Annotated in this window: 21 protein-coding genes, 1 tRNA gene and 1 pseudogene; 12 read left to right on the forward strand and 11 right to left on the reverse strand. The window is 70.9% G+C overall.

Features of this window, described 5'->3' with window-relative positions; genetic code table 11:
• Positions 1–88 precede the first annotated feature (88 nt).
• A complete protein-coding gene (locus tag FHX78_RS19620) occupies positions 89–592 on the forward strand; it encodes an HAD domain-containing protein (RefSeq protein ID WP_145868728.1) in 504 nt (167 codons plus the stop codon).
• Between the two features lie 1,025 nt (positions 593–1,617).
• Here FHX78_RS19620 and FHX78_RS19630 read toward each other — a convergent pair.
• The 4 genes and pseudogenes from FHX78_RS19630 to FHX78_RS19650 all read right to left on the reverse strand — a co-directional run bounded on the left by FHX78_RS19630 (position 1,618) and on the right by FHX78_RS19650 (position 6,326).
• Complete coding sequence (locus tag FHX78_RS19630) at positions 1,618–3,324, reverse strand: M4 family metallopeptidase (RefSeq protein WP_145868730.1); 1,707 nt, start codon at positions 3,322–3,324, stop codon at positions 1,618–1,620.
• 93 nt (positions 3,325–3,417) lie between these two features.
• A pseudogene (locus FHX78_RS38175) lies at positions 3,418–3,678 on the reverse strand (DUF1036 domain-containing protein); the annotation flags it as partial.
• A 1,173-nt stretch (positions 3,679–4,851) separates the two neighbouring features.
• A tRNA-Arg gene (locus tag FHX78_RS19645) sits at positions 4,852–4,927 on the reverse strand.
• 106 nt (positions 4,928–5,033) lie between these two features.
• Positions 5,034–6,326 carry a M6 family metalloprotease domain-containing protein gene (locus FHX78_RS19650; protein ID WP_145868732.1) on the reverse strand — a complete coding sequence of 431 codons (1,293 nt, stop codon included), beginning with the start codon at positions 6,324–6,326 and terminating at the stop codon, positions 5,034–5,036.
• A gap of 457 nt (positions 6,327–6,783) precedes the next feature.
• Between FHX78_RS19650 and FHX78_RS19655 the strand changes: the two genes are divergently transcribed.
• Entirely contained in the window at positions 6,784–7,425 is a 642-nt protein-coding gene (locus tag FHX78_RS19655; RefSeq protein WP_189908542.1) for a TetR/AcrR family transcriptional regulator, read from the forward strand.
• Between the two features lie 302 nt (positions 7,426–7,727).
• On the forward strand, positions 7,728–9,272 hold the full coding sequence (locus tag FHX78_RS19660) for an MFS transporter (RefSeq protein ID WP_145868733.1): 1,545 nt from the start codon (positions 7,728–7,730) through the stop codon (positions 9,270–9,272).
• Positions 9,273–9,622: 350 nt separating this feature from the next.
• Here FHX78_RS19660 and FHX78_RS19665 read toward each other — a convergent pair whose 3' ends face one another.
• Positions 9,623–10,138 (reverse strand): MarR family winged helix-turn-helix transcriptional regulator, encoded by a 516-nt coding sequence (locus FHX78_RS19665; protein ID WP_145868734.1) that lies wholly within the window; start codon positions 10,136–10,138, stop codon positions 9,623–9,625.
• 163 nt (positions 10,139–10,301) lie between these two features.
• Between FHX78_RS19665 and FHX78_RS19670 the strand changes: the two genes are divergently transcribed.
• Positions 10,302–11,063, forward strand: coding sequence for a dioxygenase family protein (locus FHX78_RS19670; RefSeq protein WP_145872070.1), 762 nt, complete (start codon positions 10,302–10,304; stop codon positions 11,061–11,063).
• 82 nt (positions 11,064–11,145) lie between these two features.
• Here the strand turns inward: FHX78_RS19670 and FHX78_RS19675 are convergent, their stop codons facing one another.
• Positions 11,146–11,664, reverse strand: coding sequence for a GNAT family N-acetyltransferase (locus FHX78_RS19675; protein ID WP_145868735.1), 519 nt, complete (start codon positions 11,662–11,664; stop codon positions 11,146–11,148).
• A 193-nt stretch (positions 11,665–11,857) separates the two neighbouring features.
• On the opposite strand from FHX78_RS19675, the gene FHX78_RS19680 reads away from it, so the two are divergent.
• Together FHX78_RS19680 and FHX78_RS19685 are read left to right on the forward strand one after the other, a co-directional pair.
• A complete protein-coding gene (locus FHX78_RS19680) occupies positions 11,858–12,856 on the forward strand; it encodes a sigma-70 family RNA polymerase sigma factor (protein ID WP_145868736.1) in 999 nt (332 codons plus the stop codon).
• Positions 12,857–13,376: 520 nt separating this feature from the next.
• Complete coding sequence (locus tag FHX78_RS19685; RefSeq protein WP_145868737.1) at positions 13,377–14,183, forward strand: TetR/AcrR family transcriptional regulator; 807 nt, start codon at positions 13,377–13,379, stop codon at positions 14,181–14,183.
• A 48-nt stretch (positions 14,184–14,231) separates the two neighbouring features.
• Here FHX78_RS19685 and FHX78_RS19690 read toward each other — a convergent pair whose 3' ends face one another.
• Positions 14,232–15,212 carry a helix-turn-helix transcriptional regulator gene (locus tag FHX78_RS19690; protein ID WP_145872071.1) on the reverse strand — a complete coding sequence of 327 codons (981 nt, stop codon included), beginning with the start codon at positions 15,210–15,212 and terminating at the stop codon, positions 14,232–14,234.
• A 63-nt stretch (positions 15,213–15,275) separates the two neighbouring features.
• On the opposite strand from FHX78_RS19690, the gene FHX78_RS19695 reads away from it, so the two are divergent.
• From FHX78_RS19695 to FHX78_RS19715, 5 genes are all read left to right on the forward strand, one after another.
• Positions 15,276–16,793: an MFS transporter gene (locus tag FHX78_RS19695; protein ID WP_145868738.1), complete on the forward strand. Its 1,518-nt coding sequence runs from the start codon at positions 15,276–15,278 to the stop codon at positions 16,791–16,793.
• Positions 16,794–17,068: 275 nt separating this feature from the next.
• The gene (locus FHX78_RS19700; RefSeq protein ID WP_145868739.1) at positions 17,069–17,830 is read left to right on the forward strand and encodes a DeoR/GlpR family DNA-binding transcription regulator; all 762 of its coding nucleotides are present in this window, start codon (positions 17,069–17,071) and stop codon (positions 17,828–17,830) included.
• Positions 17,827–18,774 carry a 1-phosphofructokinase gene (pfkB, locus tag FHX78_RS19705; RefSeq protein ID WP_145868740.1) on the forward strand — a complete coding sequence of 316 codons (948 nt, stop codon included), beginning with the start codon at positions 17,827–17,829 and terminating at the stop codon, positions 18,772–18,774. Before FHX78_RS19700 ends, pfkB begins: the two co-directional genes overlap by 4 nt.
• 112 nt (positions 18,775–18,886) lie before the next feature.
• The gene (locus tag FHX78_RS19710) at positions 18,887–21,070 is read left to right on the forward strand and encodes a PTS fructose transporter subunit IIABC (protein WP_145868741.1); all 2,184 of its coding nucleotides are present in this window, start codon (positions 18,887–18,889) and stop codon (positions 21,068–21,070) included.
• Between the two features lie 116 nt (positions 21,071–21,186).
• Entirely contained in the window at positions 21,187–21,471 is a 285-nt protein-coding gene (locus FHX78_RS19715; protein ID WP_145868742.1) for a hypothetical protein, read from the forward strand.
• Positions 21,472–21,489: 18 nt separating this feature from the next.
• On the opposite strand, the gene FHX78_RS19720 is transcribed toward FHX78_RS19715, so the two are convergent.
• The gene (locus FHX78_RS19720; protein WP_145868743.1) at positions 21,490–22,236 is read right to left on the reverse strand and encodes a DUF6227 family protein; all 747 of its coding nucleotides are present in this window, start codon (positions 22,234–22,236) and stop codon (positions 21,490–21,492) included.
• 160 nt (positions 22,237–22,396) lie between these two features.
• Positions 22,397–23,425 carry a P1 family peptidase gene (locus FHX78_RS19725; RefSeq protein WP_145868744.1) on the reverse strand — a complete coding sequence of 343 codons (1,029 nt, stop codon included), beginning with the start codon at positions 23,423–23,425 and terminating at the stop codon, positions 22,397–22,399.
• A 42-nt stretch (positions 23,426–23,467) separates the two neighbouring features.
• Between FHX78_RS19725 and FHX78_RS19730 the strand changes: the two genes are divergently transcribed.
• The gene (locus FHX78_RS19730; protein WP_145868745.1) at positions 23,468–23,644 is read left to right on the forward strand and encodes a hypothetical protein; all 177 of its coding nucleotides are present in this window, start codon (positions 23,468–23,470) and stop codon (positions 23,642–23,644) included.
• A 24-nt stretch (positions 23,645–23,668) separates the two neighbouring features.
• Here the strand turns inward: FHX78_RS19730 and FHX78_RS19735 are convergent, their stop codons facing one another.
• Positions 23,669–24,136 (reverse strand): large conductance mechanosensitive channel protein MscL, encoded by a 468-nt coding sequence (locus FHX78_RS19735; RefSeq protein WP_145872072.1) that lies wholly within the window; start codon positions 24,134–24,136, stop codon positions 23,669–23,671.
• A 135-nt stretch (positions 24,137–24,271) separates the two neighbouring features.
• On the reverse strand, positions 24,272–24,787 hold the full coding sequence (locus FHX78_RS19740) for a hypothetical protein (protein WP_145868746.1): 516 nt from the start codon (positions 24,785–24,787) through the stop codon (positions 24,272–24,274).
• Between the last annotated feature and the right edge of the window lie 10 nt (positions 24,788–24,797).

Raw genomic sequence — 24,797 nt, forward strand, 5'->3', positions numbered from 1 at the left:
TGGCCACTGTCGAGCGATCCCTGACGGCCCAGAGGCGGCCCAGCGATGGGGGAGCCGTTCCCCTGCTACAACGGGCTATCGTGCCGTCGTGACGAGCGCGACGGAGCGTCCCTTCCTTTTCCTCGACGTTGACGGTCCACTGATCCCGTTCGGGCTGTCGTCCGGTCGTCCTCAGGCCGCTGCCACGGACGCCTCGGGAAACCCGCTGCTGACGCGACTCGACCCTGGGCTCGGATCTCGCCTCACAGCCCTGGGATGCCATCTCGTGTGGGCCACGACCTGGATGGAGGAGGCGAACGAGATCGTCTCCCCACGCATCGGACTGCCCAGGCTGCCCCTGGTGGAGTGGCCGGCCACTCACGCCGACGAGGGCCCGCGTGGCCTGCACTGGAAAACCCGACACCTCGTCGAGTGGGCCAATGGCCGATCGTTCATCTGGGTCGACGACGAGATCGATGCCATGGATCGTCTGTGGGTCGATGCCAGTCATTCCGGGCCGTCACTGCTTCACCGCGTCGACCCGGCCAAGGGCCTCACGGACGCCGACTTCACCGCGCTCGCCGACTGGCTCCGACTCGTCATACCGAGATGAGCACCGCTTGAGAAGTTCGGTCTGACCGCCTGTCCACCCGTGCTGCGCGGGACGGCCGTGGCTGTGTCAGACCGTACCGCGCCGCCGCTGTCCGCCGTCGTTGATGTCAGCCGTGGATGTCACCTCACACCGGCTGGGTCACTTGCGACGCTTGCGTGTCCTCGCCTTGCGTTCGGCTTCCTTGCGCTTCTCGATGGTGTACGACGACCACTCCCCACGGTGCAGGTGGCATCGCGACGCACCGACCATCGCCAGCCGTCGGCACCGCGTGCCCTTCTCTGTGAGTGCTCCACACCTGGACTGCGTACGAGCCACGTCTTCCACCCCCGGTCTCGACCGTCGTGCGGACCATTGCAGAATTGCCGGGCACATGTCCTCTGTGGAAGGCGCATTGCTCCGTGCAGTGGGTGCACGGTGGCCCAAGGAGGTTGCTCGGGGCGCACGCTTTCCAACTGTGTTGGTACCGCCCCGGGCCGAGTACAAGGTCGTTCACCTGCGTTCATGGACGGCTGGTCGTTTGGGCAGCTACCGCCTCCAGCCGTGTCTGAACGGCCGTGGACGGCGCCGAATGAGACGGAAACCGAGACGGCCGATCGCACCGGGCTCGCTAGCATCTTCGCTGTTGAGGGGGATCCATGGCGCTGGTCCGCAAGGGATCACGACGGATCGTCGTCGACGGTACGGCCTACCGCTGGCGGCTGCGGGGCAGGCCGACGTACTCCCAGGGCCTGGCCTGGTCGCCCTGCATATTCGTGGTCGAGCATGCCTTTCGCCGCAGACGTCGTTTGATTTTCTTGCTGGCGCATGGTCGCAGCGATCCGCAGGAGAACGGGGGTATCCGCAGGCGGCGGATACCCCCGCAGCGAAGGAGCTGTGGAAAGCAAAATAGCTTTTATGCGTAGTGGTCGGGAACCCGTCTACCAGGAGCTTCGTCGTTCCGTACAACCCATCCCCACCAACACCCCTACGTCACAGCCAGGTTGGAAAGGGCCCTCTGTACCTCAATAGAGAGCGTGCCGCGAGATTCAAAGGATCCCGACCGCAGCGAAGGCCGATTCGACTGCGGCGACCTTGAAGGTCAGCTGGTCCGCGGGCAGTGTTCGGAACAGAGTGCGCGCGCTGGCCACGACCGCGCGTCGGCTGTCGGTGAACTGCGAGGTGCGCGACAGCCGCTGCGTGAGGGCCAGATAGAATATGGCCGCCACCTCAGCTGGGCTCAGTGTGAGTGAGCCATCGTCGGCCTGTGCGGTGAACAGGTGGAAGGCCGCCTTGTTGTGGATCCCGCTGTTGACGTGCACCCCGCCCCAATCACCAGCCCGGGTATTGGGCAGCACGCGGAACTGATCCATGTGTGCCGGCTGCCCGAATCGAGGCGGGTCCGACAGGTCACGCAGCGGCTTGTCCCCGGGCAGGAGGTTCTCACCCAGCAGCCAGTCCCAGGTGCGGGGATCCTCCTTCCCCGAGTTGGCGACGATCGTTCCGAAGATGTCGGAGTAGGACTCGTTGAGGGCCCCTGACTGGAACGCGTACTCCAGGCGTGAGGTGTGGTCCGTGACACCGTGGAACATTTCGTGCGCCACCACGTCAATATTGGCGGACAGAGAGCGTAGTTCGTCTCCCCGCAGCACTTGGCCGTAGACCATTTGCCGGCCATCCCAGAAGGCGTTGATCCATTGCTTGGGGCCGGGACTGCTCTCGACGACGACGCAGTTGATCGTCGACCGCATGGGACCACCTCGCCCGTCAATGTTGTCCCGTCGCAGCACATTGCGCAGAAACTCGGATACCGCGACGGCGTTGGCGTGGGCGCTGACGGCGCTGGGTGTCCAGATCGGCGGATTGGTGATGAGGGCACCCGGCAGCCGATCACGGTCGACGGAGGGGTCACCGAAGTTGAAGCCGAAGGTCTGCACGTTGTGGACGGGGTCGTTCATCACCAGGCCTTCGCCTTGGCGTGTGACGAGGAAGGTGCGCTTGACGTCGAAGCTGTCGGTCGCCGTCTGCTCTTCACCAGTGGTCATGCTGGGTGTGCGCGGCAAGATGGATACGACCTGCGCGTCGTGAGCGTCCACCACGTAGTCGACGAACCGGGGCGGCTCGAATTGGCTTTCCTGGCCCGACTGAGGCTCAACCGTGTGGTCCAGGGTCACCGGCACGTCTTCGAGGATGTACACGAGCCGCCAGCGAGACGCGGTGGCGTCGAAGTAGTGGTTCAGGCGAGGAACCACACCGGCCAGGACGGGTACATAACCATGCGGCGCGGTGGCGGCCGCTGCCAGGGCGTCGCTCGCCGAGACGGTGGCGACCGGGTCGACCTCCTGGGGCTCGCCGAGAGCTGAGTCGATGCCGATCAGATCGTTGGCCTTGTCGAGTTCCACGGTCACCAGTGAGCCGTAGACCGGGATGTCGTTCAGTGTCTGACGGAACTTCACCGTGCGGGTGTCGGTGAGCGGGATCGTCTCCGTGCCGATCGTCTTGAACCGGCTGGTGACTCCGTTCGCCACCGGAGCATTGAAGGACGGCACCGTCGCGCTTGCCAGGGCCTGGTCGAGGTAGCGACGCGCCGCCATCTCGGGATCGAGGTCGCGCTCACTTTCGAGCCCCTGCGGCCTGACGCCGGGACGCGCGGCTTGCTCCTCCTGCAGTTGAGCGATGGTGCGGGACGACGACTCGTCGAATGTGTGCAACGAGAAGCTGCTCAGACCATTTTCTGCGGCTTGTTGGTTGGGCATGACACTGTTCTTTCCCGACAGGGTGCAGGGTTTCGCGAAAAACTCCAAAGGCCGGAAGCCCGAAGCCGATGGCCTCGGGCCCCGGCCTTTGGGTCAGGTGAGGTTGATCGTATGGTCGATCGAGGTCACCGGCGCGATTATCTTTCGCATGCCGAGCAGTCGGGAATCGCTGCTGCCCGTGGTCCAGCACCAGTCGAATGCCCGGTCTGGAAGGTGGGTGGTGAATCCGCCGCTCCAGCTCCGACTTCTGTCCTGATTCTCCGCGAAAAAGAAGTACTTCGCCCCGTTGACCGGGCCGGAACGCACCTTCGCCTCTGCGTTCGGAGCGATCCCGAACCATCCTTTCTTCGACCACGGGTCACCCTCCGACCCGCAGTCACTGTTTGATTAAGCGTAAGCGACCCAAACAGTCGTCGACGTGCTGTTCTGGAAATAGAGTCCCACGGTCATCCCTCCTGCGGCGTGGGGTCGTCACCGCGACCGTCGTCGCCGGCGTAGTCGCTCTCCATGCCGGGACGGTGGTCCTCACCGGTGGAGACCTCCGCCGTCCGATCCACCGGGACCGCCTCGCCCGTCTGGTCCGGACCGCGTGATCGCCGATATTCGGCAGCCTCGTCCGCCGTCCAGGCCCGTGACAATTTCTCTGCCCTAACGCGACACCTACTTCCTCGGTTGAGGCTGCCTCGAAACGGGCGTGTTACCGGGTGGCCTCATTTCACCAGGACCGAAGCGCCCGCCGAGGTCGCCGCTCCACCAGCGGTGTGAGTGAAGCTCCCATTTATCCAAACTAGCTTCAGCGCATCCGCGTGGCATCTTGGGACGTGCGATCAAGGCCGTAGTGTCGGTGAATTCTCCGGGCAGTGCGCCACGACTGGCGCGCTGTCCGCCTCAAGAATGTTTGACCTTTCGACGATTCCACGTCTTGATGTTTGAATGCTCGATGGTCCCCATATCATCAATTCTGAGATATAACTGGACCGTGATGCGCTCGGCGTGAAAGTTCGGCCAAGATGGAAACGCAACTCAATTCTGCGCGGCAGGCAGCAGGTCGCAAAAAGAACCTATGGTCGATAGTTCCGGAGCTCCTATCGACCGGGCGTTCGCTGATATGTGCCGGGCAGAAACCAAGAGCCTCGGTCACGGGTGCCGGCCTCGAACAAGTTCGGATCGACGAAACGGACTACGTTCGCCCGAATCGGACCTACCCCGAGGAGTCGGGCCGGCACATGGTCGGCGCGGACAGACAGAGATGCCTTTGATGAGCCATGGAACGTGCCCCCCGGACACGGCCCAGGTGCTGGACATGAGCGGCCTCGACTGACGACGACGCCCTCGTAGGAGCCACGGTCGGCCCCACAGGACGCGCACGGATGGACGTGACGTCCGAGGGCCCGAGCTCGTGCCAGCTGCCTCAGCCGGTCGACGCCCTCGTCTCTCATCCCGCCGGATGCACCCCGTCCCGTCCGCGTTGATGTCGGAAGCGGATGTCAAAGGCCCCGGACCATGATCGGTCCGGGGCCTATTGGCTGGTGCCCCCGGCAGGATTCGAACCTGCGACACCCGCTTTAGGAGAGCGGTGCTCTATCCCCTGAGCTACGAAGGCGAAGGTGTGGGCCGTGGTGTGCGGCCTCAGGCGTCAGCGTACCGGATGGCGGTCGTGGGGGTGGGGGGTCAGGGCGGGGGACGAGGGGGGAAGGGGGTGGCGGGGGTCAGTCGTTCGGGGTTCGTGTCACGCGTACCCGGTACTTCTCCGCTTCCGCCGTCACCACCGTCACCTTGATGCCGGTCCGGCGGTCCAGGAAGGTCTCGCCCGGGGTGAAGGTCGCGTCGGAGAGTTCCGCGTGGACGTTGGGGGTGCGGGTGCAGCCGCCGCTGTCGCGGCGGGAGTCGTAGACGGTGATCGGGCCCATGCCCGTGTCGACGTCCGCGTCGACGCGGTAGATCAGGATGCCGGGGCGGCACACCGCGTCGTCGTTGCCGGCGCGGGTGCGCAGTTCGACGGCGTAGCCGGAGTGGGCGTCCAGGGGGACGAAGACGAGTTTCGGGCCACCGGTGCGGGCCAGCGGGGTCAGCGTGTACTCCTTCGTCCCCGTGCCGGCCGCGCAGCCGACCTGGTCCGCGTCCAGCCAGCCCAGCTTCCACTTGTGCCAGGCGAGGAGGTCGTTGTTGGCGCCCCAGTCCTCGCTCATGATGTCCCAGTGGCCGACCGCGCCGCCGCCCTCGGCGGTGTAGAGGTCGGGCAGGCCGAAGACGTGGCCGTTCTCGTGCGGCAGGACGCGGTAGCCGGTGCGGTCGTAGGAGCCGGAGCCGTCGTCCTGGCGGGAGTAGACGAAGGACGCGTTGGCGACGGGGACGCCGTCCGCGGTCGGGGCCTCCCTGTTGCCGGCGAAGGTGACGGACAGGACCGTGTCCAGGGCGGCGGGGCCGGCGTTGGGGGTCACCAGCACGTTCAGCAGGTCGTACGCCTGGAAGTCCACCTTGTGGTCGGCCTCGGCCACGATGTCGCGGACCAGTTCGCGGTAGCCGGGGTCGAAGGGGGCGCCGCGCTCTATGCCGTACTCCCGGAAGGACTTGGGCATGCGCAGCCAGTCGGGTACGGGGATCTCGGGGCGGTAGTCGAGGCGGCCGTAGGAACTGGTGGTGAACCAGTCGCGGGTCTTCGGGAAGAACTCCCGGTAGCGGTCGAGGGCGTCGCCCTCGCCGGGCGCGTCCGAGAAGTCGATCATCAGGGTGAGGGCGCGGACCGTGCCGGTGGAGCGGGTGTAACCGGGGTCCGTGGGGATGCCCTCGGACATCTGGACCTCGCCGTCGCCGTCGATCATGCAGGGGCCGTGCGCGGAGGTGCGGGACGGGGCGCTGGGTCCCGCGCCGGGGACGGAGGTGCCGGGGGAGAGGCGGCCGTTGCCGGCCGAGGTGCTCACCGCGAGGGTCAGGGCGGTCACCGATGCCAGGGCGGCCAGGCGGCGCGGGGATATCCGGCGTCGGCTCGGCTGCGGCTGCATGCGGGGACCTCCGCTCCACACGGCAGCCGCCGGTTCCCGACTGCACCCTCTCGATCACCCTGCGTCGACGGGTGCGCGGACGCTCGCTGGAAGGGCCGATCGTGGGGCGGACCCGGTCCGGGGTGTGTGAGGCGGGTCACAGGAGAAGGTGCCGGGGGCGGGAAATAACCGGGGATCGTTTCCCCGTTTACACCTGTGTCCGCGCGAAACGGGGATTCCTTCCCCGGATCGCAGAGGGTGCCACCCCCGGCCCGCCGGACACGGGCAGAACGCCGGAGAACGCCGGAACGCCGGCAGAACGCCGGCGGAACGCCGGCAGGACACCAGCAGGACCGGGCAACACCCCCGGGATGTCCACCGGCCTTCCGGGACACCCGAGAGACTCAGGACACCCCGAGGCTCTCGGACACCGACAGAACCACAGCAAGCAACCGCCACAGCAACCGAGGAGTGCACCGTGCAGACCGCGACCCCCGTAGCGCGCAAGATGCCTCGGCCCCGTGCCGACGCGCTGCGCAACCGGGAGCGGATCGTCACCGCCGCCCGCGAGATGTTCGTCGAGTTCGGGCCGGACGTGCCGCTCGACGAGGTCGCCCGCCGGGCCGGCGTCGGCAATGCCACGGTGTACCGCAACTTCCCCGACCGCGACGCACTGGTGCGTGAGGTCGTCTGCTCCGTGATGGACCGTACGGTGCGGGCGGCCGAGCTGGCGCTCGCCGAGTCGGGGGACGCCTTCGAAGCGCTGGAGCGCTTCGCGCACACGGCCGCCGACGAGCGGATCAGTGCCCTGTGCCCGATGGTCTCCAGCACCTTCGACCGGCACCACCCCGATCTGGAGGACGCGCGCAGGCGTGCCGAGAGCCTCGTCGCACAGCTGATGGACCGCGCCAAGGCGGCCGGCCAGCTCCGTGCCGACGTGGAGTACGGCGATCTGATGGTGGGCGTCGCCCAGCTGAGCCGGCCCCCGGCCGGTACCGGCTGTATGAACGCCGACCGCTTCGTCCACCGTCATCTTCAGCTGTTCCTGGACGGGATGCGGGCCCCTGCCCGGACCGCCCTGCCGGGCGCGGCCGTGACCGTGGAGGACCTGCGCCGCTGAGCCACCCCTGACCGTCCACCGCCCGTCCTGATACCGGATCAGCCCGATCGCCGAACGCCGATCGCCGGGGTCATGTGATCGCCAGGATCACGCCAGGATCACCCCGTCACGAGGAGCGAGCTGATCGTGTCGATCGCCTGACCATCTGCATCTGTCACTCACATCACCGGCATCACCGGCATCACCCGCATCGCGGGTGCCGAGGCCTACGGCCGTCCCCTGGGCGCGTCGTTGCCTGAAGACACCCGATTTTTCGCTACAGAGTCCTGATTACCGTCACAAGCTCCGAAGTGGGTACCCCCATGTCTGCAACAGCCGCACCGGCCGGCAAGGCCGTCGGCGCCGTCCCCGACGCCAACCGCTGGAAAGCGCTCGTCTTCATCGCGCTCGCCCAGCTGATGGTCGTCCTGGACGCCACCATCGTGAACATCGCCCTGCCCTCCGCCCAGCAGGACCTGGGCATCTCGGACGGCAACCGCCAGTGGGTGGTCACCGCCTACGCCCTCGCCTTCGGCGGGCTGCTGCTGTTCGGCGGCCGTATAGCGGACCTGTGGGGACGCAAGCGGGCCTTCGTGCTCGGTCTGGGCGGGTTCGCCGTGGCCTCCGCCCTCGGTGGCGCGGCCACCAACGAGGCCATGATGTTCGGCGCCCGTGCCCTCCAGGGCGTGTTCGGCGCGCTGCTCGCGCCGGCCGCGCTGTCCCTGCTCGCGGTGATGTTCACCGACGGCAAGGAGCGCGCCAAGGCGTTCGGCATCTACGGCGCGATCGCCGGTGGCGGTGGCGCCGTCGGTCTGATCCTCGGCGGTTTCCTCACCGAGTACCTGGACTGGCGCTGGACGTTCTTCGTGAACATCCCGTTCGCCGTGGTCGCCGCGGCCGGCGCGTACTTCGTCATCCGTGAGCCCGAGGGCAGCCGCAACCGGTCGCCGCTGGACATCCCCGGTGTGGTGCTGTCGACCGTCGGTCTGGTCGCGCTGGTCTACGGCTTCACCCGCGCGGAGTCCGAGGGCTGGAGCGACTCCCTCACGATCGGCATGTTCGTCGCCTCCGCCGTGCTGCTCGCCGCGTTCGTGGCCGTCGAGGCCAAGGTCAAGGCGCCGCTGCTGCCGCTGCGCGTGATCACCGAGCGCAACCGCGGAGGCATCTACCTCTCGCTGGGCCTCGCCATCATCGCGATGTTCGGCCTGTTCCTCTTCCTGACGTACTACCTCCAGGTCGTGCAGGGCTACTCGCCGGTGAAGACCGGCTTCGCCTTCCTGCCGATGATCGCGGGCATGATCACGGGCTCCACCCAGATCGGCACCCGGCTGATGACCCGGGTCGCGCCCCGGCTGCTGATGGGCCCCGGCTTCCTGGTCGCCGCGCTCGGCATGCTGCTGCTGACCCAGCTGGAGATCGACACCTCGTACGCGGCCGTCCTGCTGCCCGGCATGCTGCTGCTCGGCCTCGGCATGGGTACGGCGTTCATGCCGGCCATGTCGCTGGCCACCCTGGGCGTCGAGCCGCGGGACTCCGGCGTCGCCTCCGCGATGGTCAACACCTCGCAGCAGGTGGGCGGCGCCATCGGTACGGCCCTGCTGAACACGATCGCGGCCTCGGCCACCACGTCCTACATCACCGACCACATCGGCGGCGCCACCAGCCCGGCCCAGCAGCAGCTGGTCCAGCTCGAGGGGCAGGTGCAGGGCTACACCAGCGCGATCTGGTTCGCCGTCGGGATCCTGGTGGCGGCCGCGGCCATCGCTATGACCTTCATCAACGCCGGCCGGCCGGCCGACACCGTGGTCACCGGGTCCGCCGACGAGACGGCCGGGGACGAGCTCCCGATCCCGGTGGTCGCCCACTGACGGTGCCGGTCCGCCGCCGCACTCCCGCGGCGGCCCCGGCCACCGGCAGCCGTACGCCGCCCGCGATGGCCCTGACCGTCGTCGGCCGTACGCCGTCCGCGGTGGTTCCGATTGCCGACGGCCCTACGCCTCCGGTGCTCGGCCGTCGGCAGCCGTAAGCCTCTGGTGGTTCCGGCCGTCGGCAGTCGTAAGCCTCTGGAGGTTCCGGCCGTCGGCAGTCGTAAGCCTCCGGTGGTTCCGGCCGTCGGCCGCTGACGGACCCGGTCCGCCGTACCCCTTCGGGCCACCCGTGCGGACGGGGAGGGGACGCCCCGTCCGCACGGCTTCCAGGACCTGCCCCGGCTTCCGCGTCAGCGGAGCCAGGGCAGGTCCGCACCCGCTTCGCTCGGCTGAAGTCCCTCGGCGACGATCGTCATGATCTCGCCGAGGGACTTCTGCTGTTCCGGGGTGAGCCGGTCGAAGACGGCCTGGCGTACGGCGTCCACATGGCCGGGCGCGTGCCGGCGCAGCACCTCGTGGCCCTCGTCCGTCAGCACCGCGAACTGGCCGCGCTTGTCGGAGGGGCAGTCCTCCCGGCGTACCCAGCCGTTCTTCTCCAGGCGGGCGACGGCGTGCGAGAGGCGGGAGCGGGTGATCTTCGCGGACATCGCCAGCTCCGTCATGCGCAGCCGCCGGCGCGGGGACTCGGCGAGCTTGACCAGCAGGCCGTAGTAGACGTGCGGCATTCCCGCGTCACGCTGGAGCTGGCGGTCGAGGTGGTCTTCCAGGAGGGTGGCGGCCTCGATGTACGAGCGCCAGACACGCTGCTCCTCGTCCGTGAGCCAGCGAGGTTCGTCGGCGTGTGCCGATGCGGGTGCCGTCTTCATGTACTCCACTGTACGACCGACCTCCTTGAAGGTTAAACAAACGGGGCGTACAGTCGTGAGTGGAAGTTGAGAGTTCAAGCAAGCTGGGTATGAAGCGCCCGGCTCCAGGGAACTCGCCCCGTCGAAGGGAGCCGCCGTCGTGACCGCCGCCACCCAGGAGCGCATGCCCGCCCTCTACCTCAGCCACGGCGCCCCGCCCCTGGCCGACGACCCCGTCTGGCCCGGTGAACTGGCCGCCTGGTCGGCCGGCCTGCCCCGCCCGAAGGCGATCCTCGTCGTCTCGGCCCACTGGGAGGAGGCCCCGCTCGCCCTCGGCGCCACCGAGACGGTCCCCCTCGTCTACGACTTCTGGGGCTTCCCGGAGCACTACTACCAGGTCACCTACGGCGCCCCGGGCGCCCCCGCGCTCGCCGACTCGGTGCGCAAGCTGCTGCGCGCCCCCGGCATCCCCGTGCAGGACGTCCCCGACCGGGGCCTGGACCACGGCGCCTACGTCCCGCTGGTCGAGATGTTCCCGGAGGCCGACATCCCGGTGCTCCAGGTGTCCATGCCGACGCTGGACCCGGTGCGGCTGATGGAGATCGGGCGCCGGCTCGCGCCGCTGCGCGACGAGGGCGTACTGATCATCGGCTCCGGGTTCTTCACCCACAACCTGGCCGCACTGCGGCAGGGCGGCATCCCGGCCTGGTCGGCGGAGTTCGACGACTGGGGCCGGCGCGCGCTGGAGACCGGTGACGTGGACGCACTGCTCGACTTCACCCGCAAGTCCCCGGCGGGCCTGCTCGCCCACCCGCGCACCGAGCACTTCGCCCCGCTCTTCGTGACCATGGGCGCCGCGGACGCCGCCGGTGAGCTGGGGGAACAGAAGTCCGTGATCGACGGGTTCTGGATGGGGCTGGCGAAGCGGTCGGTGCAGTTCGGCTGACGGTGCGCGGAGGGCCGCCGGCCTTCCGGCGGTCGGCGGGCGCGTGCCCCCATGCGCCTCGCCCGTTCCGTCCGCCGGTCGGCTAGAGCGGCTTCTCGTACCAGGCCACGTCCCACCAGCGGCCGAACTTGCGGCCCACCTCACGGTACGTGCCGACGTGCCGGAAGCCGAAGCGCTCGTGCAGTCGCGTCGAGGCGGCGTTCGGCTGGGCGATACCGGCGTAGGCGCGGTGCAGGTCCTCGTCCGCCAGGGCGTCGAAGAGGGCCTGGTAGAGCAGCGTGCCGATGCCGCGCCGGCCGACGTCCGGGGCGACGTAGACCGTCGTCTCCACGGAGGTCGCGTAGGCGGGCTTGGGACGGAAGGGGTTGGACGTGGCGTACCCCAGGATCCGCCGCGGGTCGGCGCCCGTGGCAACCATCAGGCGGTGGGGGCCGTCTACAGGGTGGGAGAGCAGCCAAGGGCGGCGCTCCGCCGGGGTGAACGGCACCGTGTCAAATGTGATCGCCGTCTCACGCACGTAGTGGTTGTAGAGGTCGGTGAGGGCCGTCAGATCGCCCTCCCCGCCCGGCCTGACCTGGACCTCCGCGTGCTCCGACGGCATCGCGCCCCCCTCCGTGGCCGGACAGGGTACTGCATGATCGGAAAAATCGAGGGGCGGGTTGGGAATTCTGTCCGGATTCCAGTCGTTGTTTCCTACGGATGCGGGCACCCGACCAGAGTCCGGAGAGACCCTGAAGACCGTGCCGAGCGTCCGCAGGACCACCCGCTGACCTCATCATCGCAAGGGAGCACGCATGGCAACCCGTGCCGTCGCCCGTCGTAAGTCCGCCACCGGCGAGACGGTCGACTCGGCAAGCAGTGTTCGCGCCCATGGCGGCGAGATCGCCGATCGCGACCTGGTCGGCATGTACCTCGACGAGATAGCGCGCACGCCGCTGCTCGACGCCGCCAAGGAGGTCGAGCTGTCCCAGATCATCGAAGCGGGTGTGTTCGCGCGGCAGATCCTGGACGGCCTCGAGGAGAACAAGGCCGGGGCCACCCCCGAGGAGCTGCAGGCCCTCGTCGACGCGAGCGAGCGGGCCAAGGACGTCTTCATCCGCTCCAACCTGCGCCTCGTCGTCGCCGTGGCCCGCCGCTACCCGCGCAGCGGCCTGCCCCTGCTCGACCTGATCCAGGAGGGCAACGCGGGTCTGGTGCGCGCGGTGGAGAAGTTCGACTACCGCAAGGGCTTCAAGTTCTCCACGTACGCCACCTGGTGGATCCGCCAGGCCATCACGCGGTCCATAGCCGACCAGTCGCGCACCATCCGCCTGCCCGTCCACCTGGTGGAGGAGCTGGGCCGGATCCGGCGCGTGCAGCGCGAGTTCAACCGTGAGCACGGCCGGGAGCCGGAGCCCGCGGAGATCGCCGCCGAGCTCGGCTCCACGCCGGAGCGCGTCACCGACGTCCTGGACTGGGCCCGCGACCCGGTCTCGCTGAACATGTCGGTGGACGACGAGGGCGAGACCCAGTTCGGCGACCTCCTGGAGGACACCTCCGCGGTGTCGCCGGAGCAGTCGGTGCTGACGCTGCTGCGCAGCGAGGAGCTGGACGACCTGATCGGCCGCCTCGACCAGCGCACGGCCTCCATCATCAAGATGCGCTACGGCATCGAGGACGGCCGCGAGCGCACGCTGACCGAGGTCGGCAAGGAGCACGGCCTGACCCGCGAGCGCATCCGCCAGATCGAGAAGCACGCGCTGCTGGAGCTGAAGAAGCTGGCCCGCGACACCGGGTTCGACGCGGCGGCGTGACATCCGCCGCAGGCGGGGTAGCGTGACGCGCCGGTGTACCGCGCGCCTTCGACGCGGTAGCGTGCCGCGCGGTGCCCAAGAGGTAGCGTGAGGTGCGGACTCGGTGCGGTGGCGTGAGGCGACGGCGTGAAGTGGGGGTGCGGCACGGTGGTGCGAAGCGACCGGCCGCGTGCGCCGGGTGGCGAAAGACCGCGCAAAACATGGCCGTTGTCCGCCGCTTCAACCCGGTGGGCTCCGGGAACAAGAATGCAGAGCCCAGGAGTTCGGATCCCGAGCCCAGGAGTTCGGGTCCCGGGGGCCTGAGCCCTCTGGATCTTGAGCCTGCTGGGCCAATGAGAGCCACGTCCCGACGCACAACCCCCCCCGGCGCCGGGACTTCCCAAGGCCGGGTTCGGCGCCCCTCCCCCCGGGCGCCGGGCCCGGCTTTCTCATGTCCGGTGTCAGCGGGCCACCCCGAACCTGAACCCCGGGGTGGCCCGCCAGATGGCAGATTGTGCCACATGGGCATAGCCTGCCGGGCGTGAGCAGCACCACCCCGACGCCCCCTCCTCCGCCTTCCGCGCCTCCCGCGGTCTCGCTGACCGAACGGCGCAAGGCCGAGACCCGTATGGAGATCGCCCGCGCGGCGGCCGGTCTCTTCGTCCGGCAGGGCCTGCGGGCCACCCGGGCCGAGGACATCGCCCAGGCCGCCGGCATCGCACCGCGCACCTTCTACCGCTACTTCGCCAGCAAGGAAGAGGCCATCGGCCCGCTCTACGCGGCCGGCGCCCAGCGCTGGGTGGAGGCGGTGCGCGCCGCACCCGCCGAGCTGCCCCTGCCGCGGGTCCTGGAGGACGCCGTGCGCCACACGCTGACGCCCGGCGTCGGAGTGTCGGCCGCGTCGTGGAACTGGGCGCGCACCCTGATCCGGCTGGCGGAGGCGAACCCGGCCCTGCGCAGGGTGTGGGCCGAGGCATGCCAGGCGTCGGAGCGGAATCTGACGGTGGCGCTGGAGGAGCGGCTGACGGCCGGTCAGGCCCCGCACGGCAGCGACAACGTTGCCGACCTCGTCGCGGACCGCGCTGCCGACCTTGTCGCGGACGGTGGTGCCGACCTCGTCGCCGATCGTGCTGCCGACCCCGTCGCCGACCGCGCCCGGTTGTGCTTCGCCGCGGCCGTCGCGAGCGCGGCCGTGCGCACGGCCATGGAGAGCTGGGCGGCGGGTGACGGCCCGCCCGAGGGCCCGGGAGGACCGGTCGAACTGGCGGTGGGCAACCTGGAGGCGCTGCGGGACTTCCCGTGGGGTGAGATGGCAGGCCCCGGACGGCAGCCTGACGTCATGTCATGAGCCGGTACCCACGCCCACGCCCACGCCTGTGCCCGTGCCTGTTCCCGTTCACGTTCCCGTATCCGAGCCCCCGGCCGCCCGGCTCATCCGTTCCCCCAACGCCCGGACGACGTCCACGAGTTCCGCGGGCTCCTGCACGGTGAACTCGTGTCCCAGCATCGCCAGCCGTACCGCCGTCCACTCCTTGGCGCCCGTCACCGTCGCGCGCAGCCGGCAACGGTCCCCGTCCAACGGCTCGGGCGCGCCCAGCCAGCCCGGCAGTCGGGCCGCGATCACCTGGGCCGGTGCGGCGAAGGTGACGACGAGCTCGTACGACTCCTGTGTCCGGTGCATGGACCGGCGCAGGTACTCCGCCGCACTCCCGGTCGGCAGCTCCCTGGGTGTGAAGCGCGCCCCGGTGGCGAAGGGCTCGCTCACCCGGTCGACGCGGAACGTCCGCCAGTCCGCGCGGTCGAGGTCGTAGGCGACGAGGTACCAGCGCCGCCCGGTCGACACCAGCCGGTACGGCTCCGTCACGCGCCGGGACTCCGTGCCGTCGGCGGCGCGGTAGGCGAACCGCAGCCGCTCGTGCCCGGCCACCGTCGACGCCATGACGGTCAGCGTCTCGGGAGCGATCGTCGCTCCGTCCCCGCTGGTCAGCGGGGTGGTCGCGGCCTGGAGGGTGCTGACGCGGTGGCGCAGTCTGCCGGGCAGCACCTGTTCCAGCTTGGCGAGCGCCCGTACGGACGCCTCGTCCACGCCCTCCAGCGCGTGCCCGGCGCCGGCCCGCAGGCCCACCGCGATGGCCACCGCCTCCTCGTCGTCGAGTACCAGCGGCGGCATCGCCTTCCCGGCGACCAGCCGGTAGCCGCCGTCCGCGCCCAGGGTCGCCTGCACGGGATAGCCGAGCTCCCGCAGCCGGTCGATGTCCCGCCGGATCGTGCGCCGGGAGACGCCGAGCCGGTCGGCCAGCTCGCCGCCGGGCCATTCGCGGGGCGTCTGGAGGAGGGAGAGGAGCTGGAGAAGCCGGGCCGGAGTGTCCGTCGTCATGGAGACGAGGATGCCGCAGAAGTAGGACACGATCTGACCTACTGGGGTCATAGCTTCACGGACATGACCTTCACCGACACCCCGCAAGCACCAGGGCCCGTCGCGGGCGACCGTCGCCGCTGGTTCGCGCTGGCGATCGTGATGACCGCGGCCTTCATGGACCTCGTCGACGTCACGATCGTCAACATCGCGATCCCCTCCATCCAACGCGACGAGGGCGCCACCTTCAGTCAGATCCAGTGGATCACCGCGGGCTACGCGCTGGCCTTCGCCGCCGGGCTCGTCACCGGCGGCCGGCTCGGCGACATCCACGGCCGCAAGCGGGTCTTCCTCATCGGCATCGGCGGCTTCACCCTCGCCTCGGCGCTGTGCGGCCTCGCCGTGAACCCGGAGATGCTGGTCGCCTCCCGCATCCTCCAGGGCGCCATGGCGGCGCTGATGGTGCCGCAGGTGCTGTCGATCGTCCACGCGACCTTCCCGGCGCACGAGCGCGGCAAGGTGTTCGGGCTGTTCGGCGCGATCGTCGGCCTCGGCGCCGTGTCCGGACCGCTGCTCGGCGCGCTGCTGACGGAGTGGAACCTGTTCGGCCTGGAATGGCGGCCGATCTTCCTGATCAACCTGCCGGTCGGCATCGCCGGACTGCTCCTCGGCAGCCGCTTCATCACCGAGTCGAAGGCGCCGCGCGCCCTCAAACTGGACCTCGTCGGTGTCGCGCTGGTGACGCTGGGCCTGCTGATGCTGCTCTACCCGCTCACCCGCGGCCGTGAGCTGGGCTGGCCGCTGTGGGGGTACGTGTCGATGGCCGGCGCGCTGGTGGTCTTCGCGGCGCTGGTGGCGTACGAGCGGAGGAAGAGCGCGCGGGACGGCTCACCGCTGATCGAGCTGTCGCTGTTCAAGGTGAAGAGCTTCGCGGCGGGCATCGCGGTGCAGACGGTGTTCGGCATCGGCCTCGGCATCTTCTTCCTGGTCTGGACGCTCTACATGCAGATCGGCCTGGGCTGGAGCGCGTTGCGGGCCGGGCTGACCGGTGTGCCCTTCTCGATCGCCGTCTCGGTCGCGGCCGGGATGTCGGTGCAGCTGCTGGTCCCGCGCTACGGACGCAAGGTGCTCCAGGCGGGGGCGCTGGTGATGGCGGCCGGGGTGCTGATCTACATCTGGGAGGCCGGGCGGTACGGCCAGTCCATCGCCTCCTGGCAGATGGCGCTTCCGCTGGTGGTCATGGGCGTCGGCATGGGGCTGATCGTCGCTCCGCTCACGGACGCGGTGCTGTCCGAGGTGCCGCGCGAGCACGCCGGGTCGGCGTCCGGCCTGATCAACACCGTGCAGCAGATGGGGAACGCGCTCGGGCTCGGCCTGGTGTCGGTGGTGTTCTTCGGCGTGATCGACGAGCGGGTCGAGTCGGCCGGGGCGGGGCCGGCCGCCTTCGCGGACGGCTTCCAGCACGCGCTGGGCTGGGTGGCCGCGGTCATGGGCGTGATCTTCCTGCTGATGTTCGCCCTGCCGAAGCGCCCGGCCCAGCACGTGGAGGGCGCGGAGGAGGCTCCGGCCGCGGTGGGGAAGGAGCCCGAGCTCGTCTCCTGACCGGGGCGTGTCCTGGAGGGGCGTCTTCGGGATGCGTTCCGAGGACGGGTGGGCCCGGCACTCAGGGGGGTGCCGGGCCCACGGGTGCCCACGCGGTGGTCCGGCCCCCTGTGCAGCGGGAAGGGCCGGAAAGACGGACGCGATCGGATGCCCGTTCATGCCCGATCGTGCCCGTACCTGTTTACTTGCCGGACATCTGGGCGTACTCTCCGAGCGAAACCACACGTTCGGGCATGGCTGGGCCGGCCCCGGACCCGACTCGGAGGCAGCCGGACATGTACGCACCGGAACGCCAGCAGGAGATTCTGCGGCTAGCCCGCGAAGGCGGCCGGGTGGACGTGGTCTCGCTGGCCGAGGAGTTCCAGGTGACCGCCGAGACCATCCGCCGGGACCTGAAGGCCCTCGACCGCGCCGGCCTGGTCCGCAGGGTGCACGGCGGCGCCATCCCCGCCGGCCGCCTCGACTTCGAGCCCGACCTCGCCGAGCGGGAGACGACCGCCGCCGACGAGAAGGACCGCATCGCCAAGGCCGCCCTCGCGGAACTCCCCGCCGACGGCACCCTGATCGTCGACGCCGGTTCGACGGCCGCCCGGCTCGCGGAGGTCATGCCGGCGGAGCTCTCCCTCACCGTCGTCACCCACAGCCTGCCCATCGCCGCCCGCCTCGCCGACCACCCCGGCATCCAGCTGCACCTGGTCGGGGGCAGGGTGCGGCACCGTACGCGCGCCGCCGTGGACGCCTGGGCGCTGCGCGCGTACGCCGAGATCCGCGCGGACGTCCTGTTCGTGGCCGCCAACGGCTTCTCCGCCGAGCACGGTCTGACCACCCCCGACCTCGCCGAGGCCGCCGTGAAGCGCGCGGCCATGGCCGCCGCCCGCCGCGTGGTGCTGCTCGCCGACTCCTCCAAGCACGGCCAGGAGCACTTCGCCCGCTTCGGCGACCTGGGCGACGTGGACCTGCTGATCACCGACAGCGGGCTGAGCCCGCAGGACGCCGCCGCCATCGAAAGCGGCGGCACGGAAGTGGTACGCGCATGATCCTCACCGTCACCCCCAACCCGTCCCTGGACCGCACCTACGAGGTCCCCTCGCTGGACCGCGGTGAGGTCGTCCGGGCCACCGGCGAACGCGTCGACCCCGGCGGCAAGGGCGTCAACGTCTCCCGCGCCGTCGCCGCGGCCGGGCGGCGCACGGTCGCCGTACTGCCGCTGGGCGGCGCGCCGGGTGCCCTGGTCGCCGACCTGCTCGACGCGCAGGGCATCGAGGTCGCGCCGGTGCCGGTCGCCGGCGCCACCCGCTCCAACATCGCCCTCGCCGAGTCGGACGGCGTCCTGACGAAGATCAACGCGCCGGGCCCCGAACTGACCCCGGCCGAGCGGGAACTGCTCCTCGACACCGTGCGCCGGCAGTCCCCGGGCGCCGACTGGATCGCCTGCTGTGGCAGCCTGCCGCGCGGACTCGCGCCCTCCTGGTACGCGGCCCTGGTCGCCCGGGCGCACGCCGCCGGCGTACGCATCGCCCTGGACACCTCCGGGCCCGCGCTGCTCGCGGCCCTGCGCGAGCGGCCCGACGTGGTGAAGCCGAACGCCGAGGAACTCGCCCAGGCCGTGGGGCGCCCCCTGGCCACCGTGGGTGACGCGCTGAAGGCGGCCGAGGAACTGCGCGCGACCGGCGCCCGGGCCGTCCTCGCCAGCCTCGGCGCCGACGGACAACTGCTCGTCGACGCGGACGGCGCCTGGTTCGGCACCGCCTCGGTGGACGGCGTCCGCAGCAACGTGGGCGCGGGCGACGCCTCCCTCGCCGGATTCCTCATCGCCGGCGGACGCGGCCCCGAGGCGCTGGCCTCGGCCGTCGCCCACGGCGCCGCGGCCGTCCGGCTGCCCGGCAGCGTGATGCCGACACCGGACGACCTGGCCCCCGACGCGGTGACCGTCACGGCCGAGGTGCCCGTCGACCGCCCCTTGCGGGAGCCGGCGTCATGACCCCCCGCCCGGCGGCCGGACCCGCCCCCGCTCTTCCCCTCCCCCTCCTCACCCCCGTCCCCTCTTACGCCCACCCCGCTGCACGGGCGATACGCGTGCGAAGGAGCCCGCGATGAGCGACATGATCACCGCGGACCTGGTCGATCTCGATCTCGACCTGTCCGCCGACACCAAGGAAGCCGCGGCGCGTGCCCTCGCCGGGCGCATGGTGGCCCTGGGCCGGGTGACCGACCTGGACGGCTTCCTCGCCGACGTCGCCGCCCGCGAGGCGCAGATGCCGACCGGCCTCGACGGCGGCATCGGCATCCCGCACTGCCGCAGCACGCATGTCACCGAGCCGACCCTGGCCTTCGGGCGCAGCGGTGCCGGGATCGACTTCGGCGCGGCGGACGGGCCCGCCGATCTGATCTTCCTGATCGCCGCCCCGGCCGGTGCCGACGACGCCCATCTGACGATCCTGTCGTCGCTGGCCAGGCAGCTGATGAACGCCGAGTTCACCACCGCGCTCCGGTCGGTGGGCGACGCGGCGGCAGCGGCGGCGCTCATCCGCGGCGACGAGCCGCCGACGGCCGCCGGGAGCGGCACCGCAGACTCCGTGGCGGCGCCGGCGGCGGCCTCCGCCGGCGCCGCCACGGTCACCGACGAGCCGAAGCCGAAGCCGGCTCCGTCCCCGGTCACCGACGGCGCGGAGGCCACCCCGGTCGCTCCGGGTGCCACCCCGGTCGCTCCGGGTGCCGCGACGGCCGCCCCGGGTGCCGCCACCGCCGCGGCCGGTGCGGAGCGCCGTCCGTTCCGGGTGGTCGCCGTCACCTCCTGCCCCACCGGCATCGCCCACACCTACATGGCGGCCGAGTCGCTGGAGAACGCCGGCCGCGAGGCGGGCATCGAGATCGTCGTCGAGACCCAGGGCTCCGCCGGCTTCACCCGGCTCGACCCGGCCGTGATCGCGGCGGCGGACGGCGTGATCTTCGCCCACGACGTCCCCGTACGGGAGAAGGACCGCTTCGCCGGCAAGCCCACCGTCGACACCGGCGTCAAGGCGGCCATCAACCGCCCCGCCGACCTGATCGCCGAGGTCCGTGGCAAGGCCGAGCGCGGCGAGGTCACCGGCGTGGCCGCCGCCTCCGGCGGTACGCCCGTCGAGCGCGCCGGCGACAGCGGCGAGGGCTACGGCACCAAGCTGCGCAAGTGGCTGATGTCCGGCGTCAGCTACATGGTGCCGTTCGTCGCGGCGGGCGGTCTGCTCATCGCCCTCGGCTTCGCCATCGGCGGCTACGAGATCAACAAGGCGCCGTCGGTGATGGACCACTTCGTGTGGACCCAGGCCGACAGCTGGGGCGCGCTGCTCTTCCAGATCGGCGGCGTCGCCTTCGGCTTCCTCGTCCCGGTCCTGGCCGGGTACATCGCCTACGGCATGGCCGACCGGCCCGGACTCGTGCCCGGCTTCGTCGGCGGCGCGATCTCGCTCACCATCAACGCCGGCTTCCTCGGCGGCCTCGCGGCCGGTCTGATCGCCGGTGGTGTGGTGATCGCGATCCAGAAGGCGCGCATCCCCACCGCGCTGCGCGGCATCATGCCGGTGGTGGTGATCCCGCTGATCTCCGCCGCGGTCGTCGGATTCCTGATGTTCGTCGTGATCGGCAAGCCGATCGCCGAGGCGCAGAAGGGCATGACCGACTGGCTGAACGGCCTCACCGGCACCAACGCCGTCCTGCTCGGCGCCCTGCTCGGCCTCATGATGTGCTTCGACCTCGGCGGCCCCGTCAACAAGGTCGCCTACACCTTCGCCACCGCCGGGATCGCCGTCGCGAGCCCCAGCGACTCCGCGATGAAGATCATGGCCGCGGTGATGGCCGCCGGAATGGTGCCGCCGCTGGCGATGGCCCTGGCCACCACGGTCCGCGGCAAGCTCTTCAACCGGACCGAACGGGAGAACGGCAAGGCCGCCTGGGTCCTGGGCGCCTCCTTCATCTCCGAGGGAGCGATCCCGTTCGCGGCGGCCGACCCGCTGCGCGTGATCCCCGCCTCCATGGCGGGCGGCGCCGTCACCGGAGCCCTGTCCATGGCGTTCGGCGCCACCCTGCGCGCCCCGCACGGCGGCATCTTCGTGGTCCCGCTGATCGGCAACCCGCTCCTCTACCTCGTCGCCATCGCCGCCGGTGTCGGTGTCACCACCGCCCTGGTCATCGTCCTCAAGGGCCTGCGCAAGCCCGCCCCTGCCGCCGCCGGGACCGGCGAGGACACGTCCGCTGCGGCCACGGGCAGCGCGGGCAGCAAGGAGCCGGTGGCCGCCTAGAGCCACGACGACGCGTCCATATGGGTAGGTATGGGTGGTTCATGCCTACTGCGATATAGATCACGCTCATCACGATCCGGGTTCACCAGCCCGGATCGTGGTGTCTACTGGGCCGCATGCGTGAGCACGAGACGATCTCGCGGACCACGGGTGCCACCGTCATCACCCTGGTGGCCGTGGTCTGCGCGGCGGGTCTGGCCGGTGCCCTGCGGCGTCGACGCGGGCGGATACGCGAGCGCGCGCGAGAGCGCCGGGAGGCGGCCCACCGGCACACGCCGCACGGCACCCCGGCCATCCCCCGCCAGCGAAGGACGGGCCCGGCCGCCGAAGCGGTCCACCTCACCGAAGCGGAACGCGACGCGTTCGCCGGGCTGGTACGACGCCTCAGCGAAGGGCGCTGAGCCTCAGCCTCGTCAGCATCAGGAGACCTGCGCCGCCCGGCGCTCCATCGCCTCCCGCGCCGCCTCCTCGCTGACATACACCTCGCACATGTGGCGCCCGTCGGGCGTGACCGTGTGCTCGACCTCCCACAGGGACAACTCCGCGCCGTCACCCAGCAGGAACGCGTGCTCGTAGAGCGAGAAGGCCAGCCGCGTACGCCCCGCACGGGACGGCCGGCCGAAGGCCTGCGTGATCCGGTGCGCGCACGCCGTGGCCAGCAGGGCGGCCGTCTCCGCACCCGGCCGGTCCACGTTCTCCGCCCGGCGCAGTAAACGGCGCGCGTGGTCCGCGGAACCCTCCGGGACGTAGACGTGCCGCAGGGCGGGGGCCGGAGACAGCTGCACCGTCACCGGCAGCTCGAAGTCCGTGGTGTCCGGCGGCAGCGGCAACCGGGCCGTGGCCGTGCGCAGTTCCTCCTCGTCCACGTACACCTCGTGCTGGGGCTCGGCTCCCGCGGCGGTGTTGTGGACGAGCTCCCACAGGGTGAGCGCCGAACCGTCGGCGAGCAGCCAGGTGTGCCGGTACGTCTCCCGGTGCAAGCCCGCGCTGTGGTGCGCGGAGTGCAGCGAACTGTCGTGCACCAGCGCGCAGTCCAGCCGGCCGACCGTCTCGTCGGGCAGCTCGAAGGAGTTCAGGGCGCGGCCGAGGAGTCGCGCGAGGTGCTCCTCCGGAGACTCGGGTGGATCGGGTGGTTCGTACGCTTCCGTCTCGTACGGAACGCTCAAGGTTTCTCCCGGCGTTGCTGCATGTCACCTTGTGGGTGCATACCGTAGCCCCTCGGCCGGACATCATGTCCCGGAACCGAGAAATCGGATGGCGGGGGAACGAGCGGGTCGCGGGAGAAATTCCCGGGCCGCCCGACGGGGCGGCCGGCGAGCGGTTTCTTCACCGTTCCCCGTACAACTCCCCGTGATTCGGCCACGATCCGCCCGGCCCGTCCACCGGCCCGGCGGCCCGTACGGCTCGTACGATCGCGCGGGTCACCAGGTCCGCGCCCGCCGCGAGCACCTCGTTGAGGGCCAGGGGATCCGCCGCGTCCAGCGGGCGCTCACCGGTGGCCAGGGTGAACACCGTGTCCCCGTCGCTCAGCAGATGCACCGGCCGGACCGCTCGCGCGATGCCGTCGTGAGCGGTGCCCGCCAGTTTCTGCGCCTGCGCCTTCGACAGGTCGGCGTCGGTGGCGACCACCGCGAGCGTGGTGTTCAGCGGGGGAGGCGCGTTCCGCTCGGCCACCTGCGCGAGCCGGCGCAGCGCCGCCTCGTGCACCTCCGCCGCCGGGTAGCGCACCCGGCCCTGGAACAACTCCCCGTACAGCACCCCCGTTTCCGGATCCAGTGCCGACCCCGCCGCGTTGGCCACCACCAGCGCGGCGACCGTGATGCCCGACTCCAGCACCGCGCTCGCGGTGCCGACACCGCCCTTCAACTGGCCCACCACCGCGCCCGTGCCGGCGCCGACACAGCCCTGCTCCACCGGTGCGCCCGGTCCGGTCGCCGCAGCGGCCTCGACCGCGGCCCGGCCCGTGGCCGCGTCCGGGCGGGCCCGGAAGTCGCCGCCCCGGCCCAGGTCGAAGACGCAGGCGGCCGGCACCACCGGCACCACGTGCGCGGAATCCGGACCGACCCGCACCCCGCGGCCCCGCTCCTCCAGCCAGGCCATCACCCCCGACGCCGCGTCGAGCCCGTAGGCACTGCCCCCGGTGAGCACGATCGCCTCGACCCGCTGCACCAGGTTGCGCGGATCGAGCGCGTCCGTCTCCTTGGTGCCGGGGCCGCCTCCGCGCACGTCCACCGCGGCCACCGCCCCGCCCTCGGGGGCGAGCACGACCGTGGTGCCCGTGAGCCAACCGTCGCCGGTGCGCGTCGCGTGTCCCACGCGCACCCCGGCCACATCCGTCAGAGCGTCAGCTGTCATGAGACCAGTTCTGCCCGCCGGCCGGGGCCGTACCCTTGGCGTATGAGTACCGCCCCCGAACCCTCGCCCCGTGACGCGAAGCCCGCGCTGGTCTTCGACGACCCGCTGGAACAGCAGTCCTCGGACGACACGGACCGCGGGTGGGGCGATCGCCCCTCCGGCGACAGCGCCTCGGACCTGAAGCGCTTCCTCGACGAGAAGCCGCCCCACCACATCTGACCCGCCCGCCGGCGGGCGGCGCCGCTATCGCTCGCCGGGACCCGCACCGCGCTGCGCGACGAGGGTGTCGCGGATCTCCTTGAGCACCTCCAGCTCGGAGACCTCGACGACCTCCTGCGTGCCCTCCTTGGCCTTCCTGCGGGCCTCCACCCGGGCCAGGTACTTCGCCATGGGCAGCACCATCAGGAAGTAGACGACCGCCGCGGTGATCACGAACTGCAGCGTCGCGCCGAGGACCGAGCCCCACAGGATCCTGACGCCGGTCGCCGTGTCCCCGGCGCCCTCGCACGGGCCCTTCAGGCACGAGGCGTAGCTGTCCAGGTTCTTCGTGCCGAACGCACCCACCAAGGGGTTGATGACGCCTTTCACCACCGCGTTGACGATGTTGGTGAAGGCGGCGCCGATGACCACCGCCACGGCCAGATCGACGACGTTCCCGCGCGTCAGGAAGGCCTTGAAGCCCGCCCACACGGATTCCTTCTTCTCGCTCACGTCGAGCCCCCAGTTCAGATGCGCACTGCGCGGAATCAAACGCTCCGCAACCTACGCCAGAGCGGTGCCGACGTGTCCAGCCGGGTCGCTCGAACGAGGTCCCCGACGGGCGAACGAGGCTCGAAAACGCACCGTTCACCACATCGTCACCGCCAGCCGTGCCGTGGCACTCGCGCCGGCCAGCCCGGCCGCGGTGGCGCGCGGAACCGACAGCACCAGCAGGGCGCCGCCGTCATCCGCGCCGTCATCCGCGCCGGCCACCGGTTCCGGCACCTCGGTGACCCGGGCACCGCGCGCGACCACACGGGCTTCACCGCCGGACACCGTCTCCTCGGCGGCGATCACGTCCACCCGGTCGCCCGGCCGCAGCAGCCGTACCGTCGCCCCGTCGGCGATCCGCACGGCCGCCGTCACCGTCGCGCCCGCGCGCCGCGCCCGTACGGGAGGGTCACCGGGGGACGACGCGGCGGCCCGGGCGGCCGAGGTCCCGCCGGGATGGCCGCGGGAGCGGTCCGCGTCCCGGGGTCCCGCCGCCACCAGCGCCGCCGCCGTGACCGCGAGGCCGACCGCCACGGCCCGCCTCCGGTGCCGGACGAGCCGGCCCGGCAGCGGCAGGCCGCCGCGCACCCGCACCGGGGCGAAGTGCGGCACCTCGCACGGG

The organism is Streptomyces capillispiralis, from assembly GCF_007829875.1.
Classification (GTDB): Bacteria; Actinomycetota; Actinomycetes; order Streptomycetales; family Streptomycetaceae; genus Streptomyces; species Streptomyces capillispiralis.

Excerpts from the sequence above, each read along its gene's own strand:
- FHX78_RS19700 (WP_145868739.1), top strand. The coding sequence starts at position 17,069 with ATGTACGCACCGGAACGCCAGCAGGAGATTCTGCGGCTAGCCCGCGAA.
- pfkB (WP_145868740.1), top strand. The coding sequence starts at position 17,827 with ATGATCCTCACCGTCACCCCCAACCCGTCCCTGGACCGCACCTACGAG.
- FHX78_RS19695 (WP_145868738.1), top strand. The coding sequence starts at position 15,276 with ATGACCTTCACCGACACCCCGCAAGCACCAGGGCCCGTCGCGGGCGAC.
- FHX78_RS19670 (WP_145872070.1), top strand. The coding sequence starts at position 10,302 with ATGCCCGCCCTCTACCTCAGCCACGGCGCCCCGCCCCTGGCCGACGAC.
- FHX78_RS19690 (WP_145872071.1), bottom strand. The coding sequence starts at position 15,212 with ATGACGACGGACACTCCGGCCCGGCTTCTCCAGCTCCTCTCCCTCCTC.
- FHX78_RS19710 (WP_145868741.1), top strand. The coding sequence starts at position 18,887 with ATGAGCGACATGATCACCGCGGACCTGGTCGATCTCGATCTCGACCTG.
- FHX78_RS19730 (WP_145868745.1), top strand. The coding sequence starts at position 23,468 with ATGAGTACCGCCCCCGAACCCTCGCCCCGTGACGCGAAGCCCGCGCTG.
- FHX78_RS19665 (WP_145868734.1), bottom strand. The coding sequence starts at position 10,138 with ATGAAGACGGCACCCGCATCGGCACACGCCGACGAACCTCGCTGGCTC.
- FHX78_RS19680 (WP_145868736.1), top strand. The coding sequence starts at position 11,858 with ATGGCAACCCGTGCCGTCGCCCGTCGTAAGTCCGCCACCGGCGAGACG.
- FHX78_RS19675 (WP_145868735.1), bottom strand. The coding sequence starts at position 11,664 with ATGCCGTCGGAGCACGCGGAGGTCCAGGTCAGGCCGGGCGGGGAGGGC.
- FHX78_RS19725 (WP_145868744.1), bottom strand. The coding sequence starts at position 23,425 with ATGACAGCTGACGCTCTGACGGATGTGGCCGGGGTGCGCGTGGGACAC.
- FHX78_RS19715 (WP_145868742.1), top strand. The coding sequence starts at position 21,187 with ATGCGTGAGCACGAGACGATCTCGCGGACCACGGGTGCCACCGTCATC.
- FHX78_RS19630 (WP_145868730.1), bottom strand. The coding sequence starts at position 3,324 with ATGCCCAACCAACAAGCCGCAGAAAATGGTCTGAGCAGCTTCTCGTTG.
- FHX78_RS19650 (WP_145868732.1), bottom strand. The coding sequence starts at position 6,326 with ATGCAGCCGCAGCCGAGCCGACGCCGGATATCCCCGCGCCGCCTGGCC.
- FHX78_RS19660 (WP_145868733.1), top strand. The coding sequence starts at position 7,728 with ATGTCTGCAACAGCCGCACCGGCCGGCAAGGCCGTCGGCGCCGTCCCC.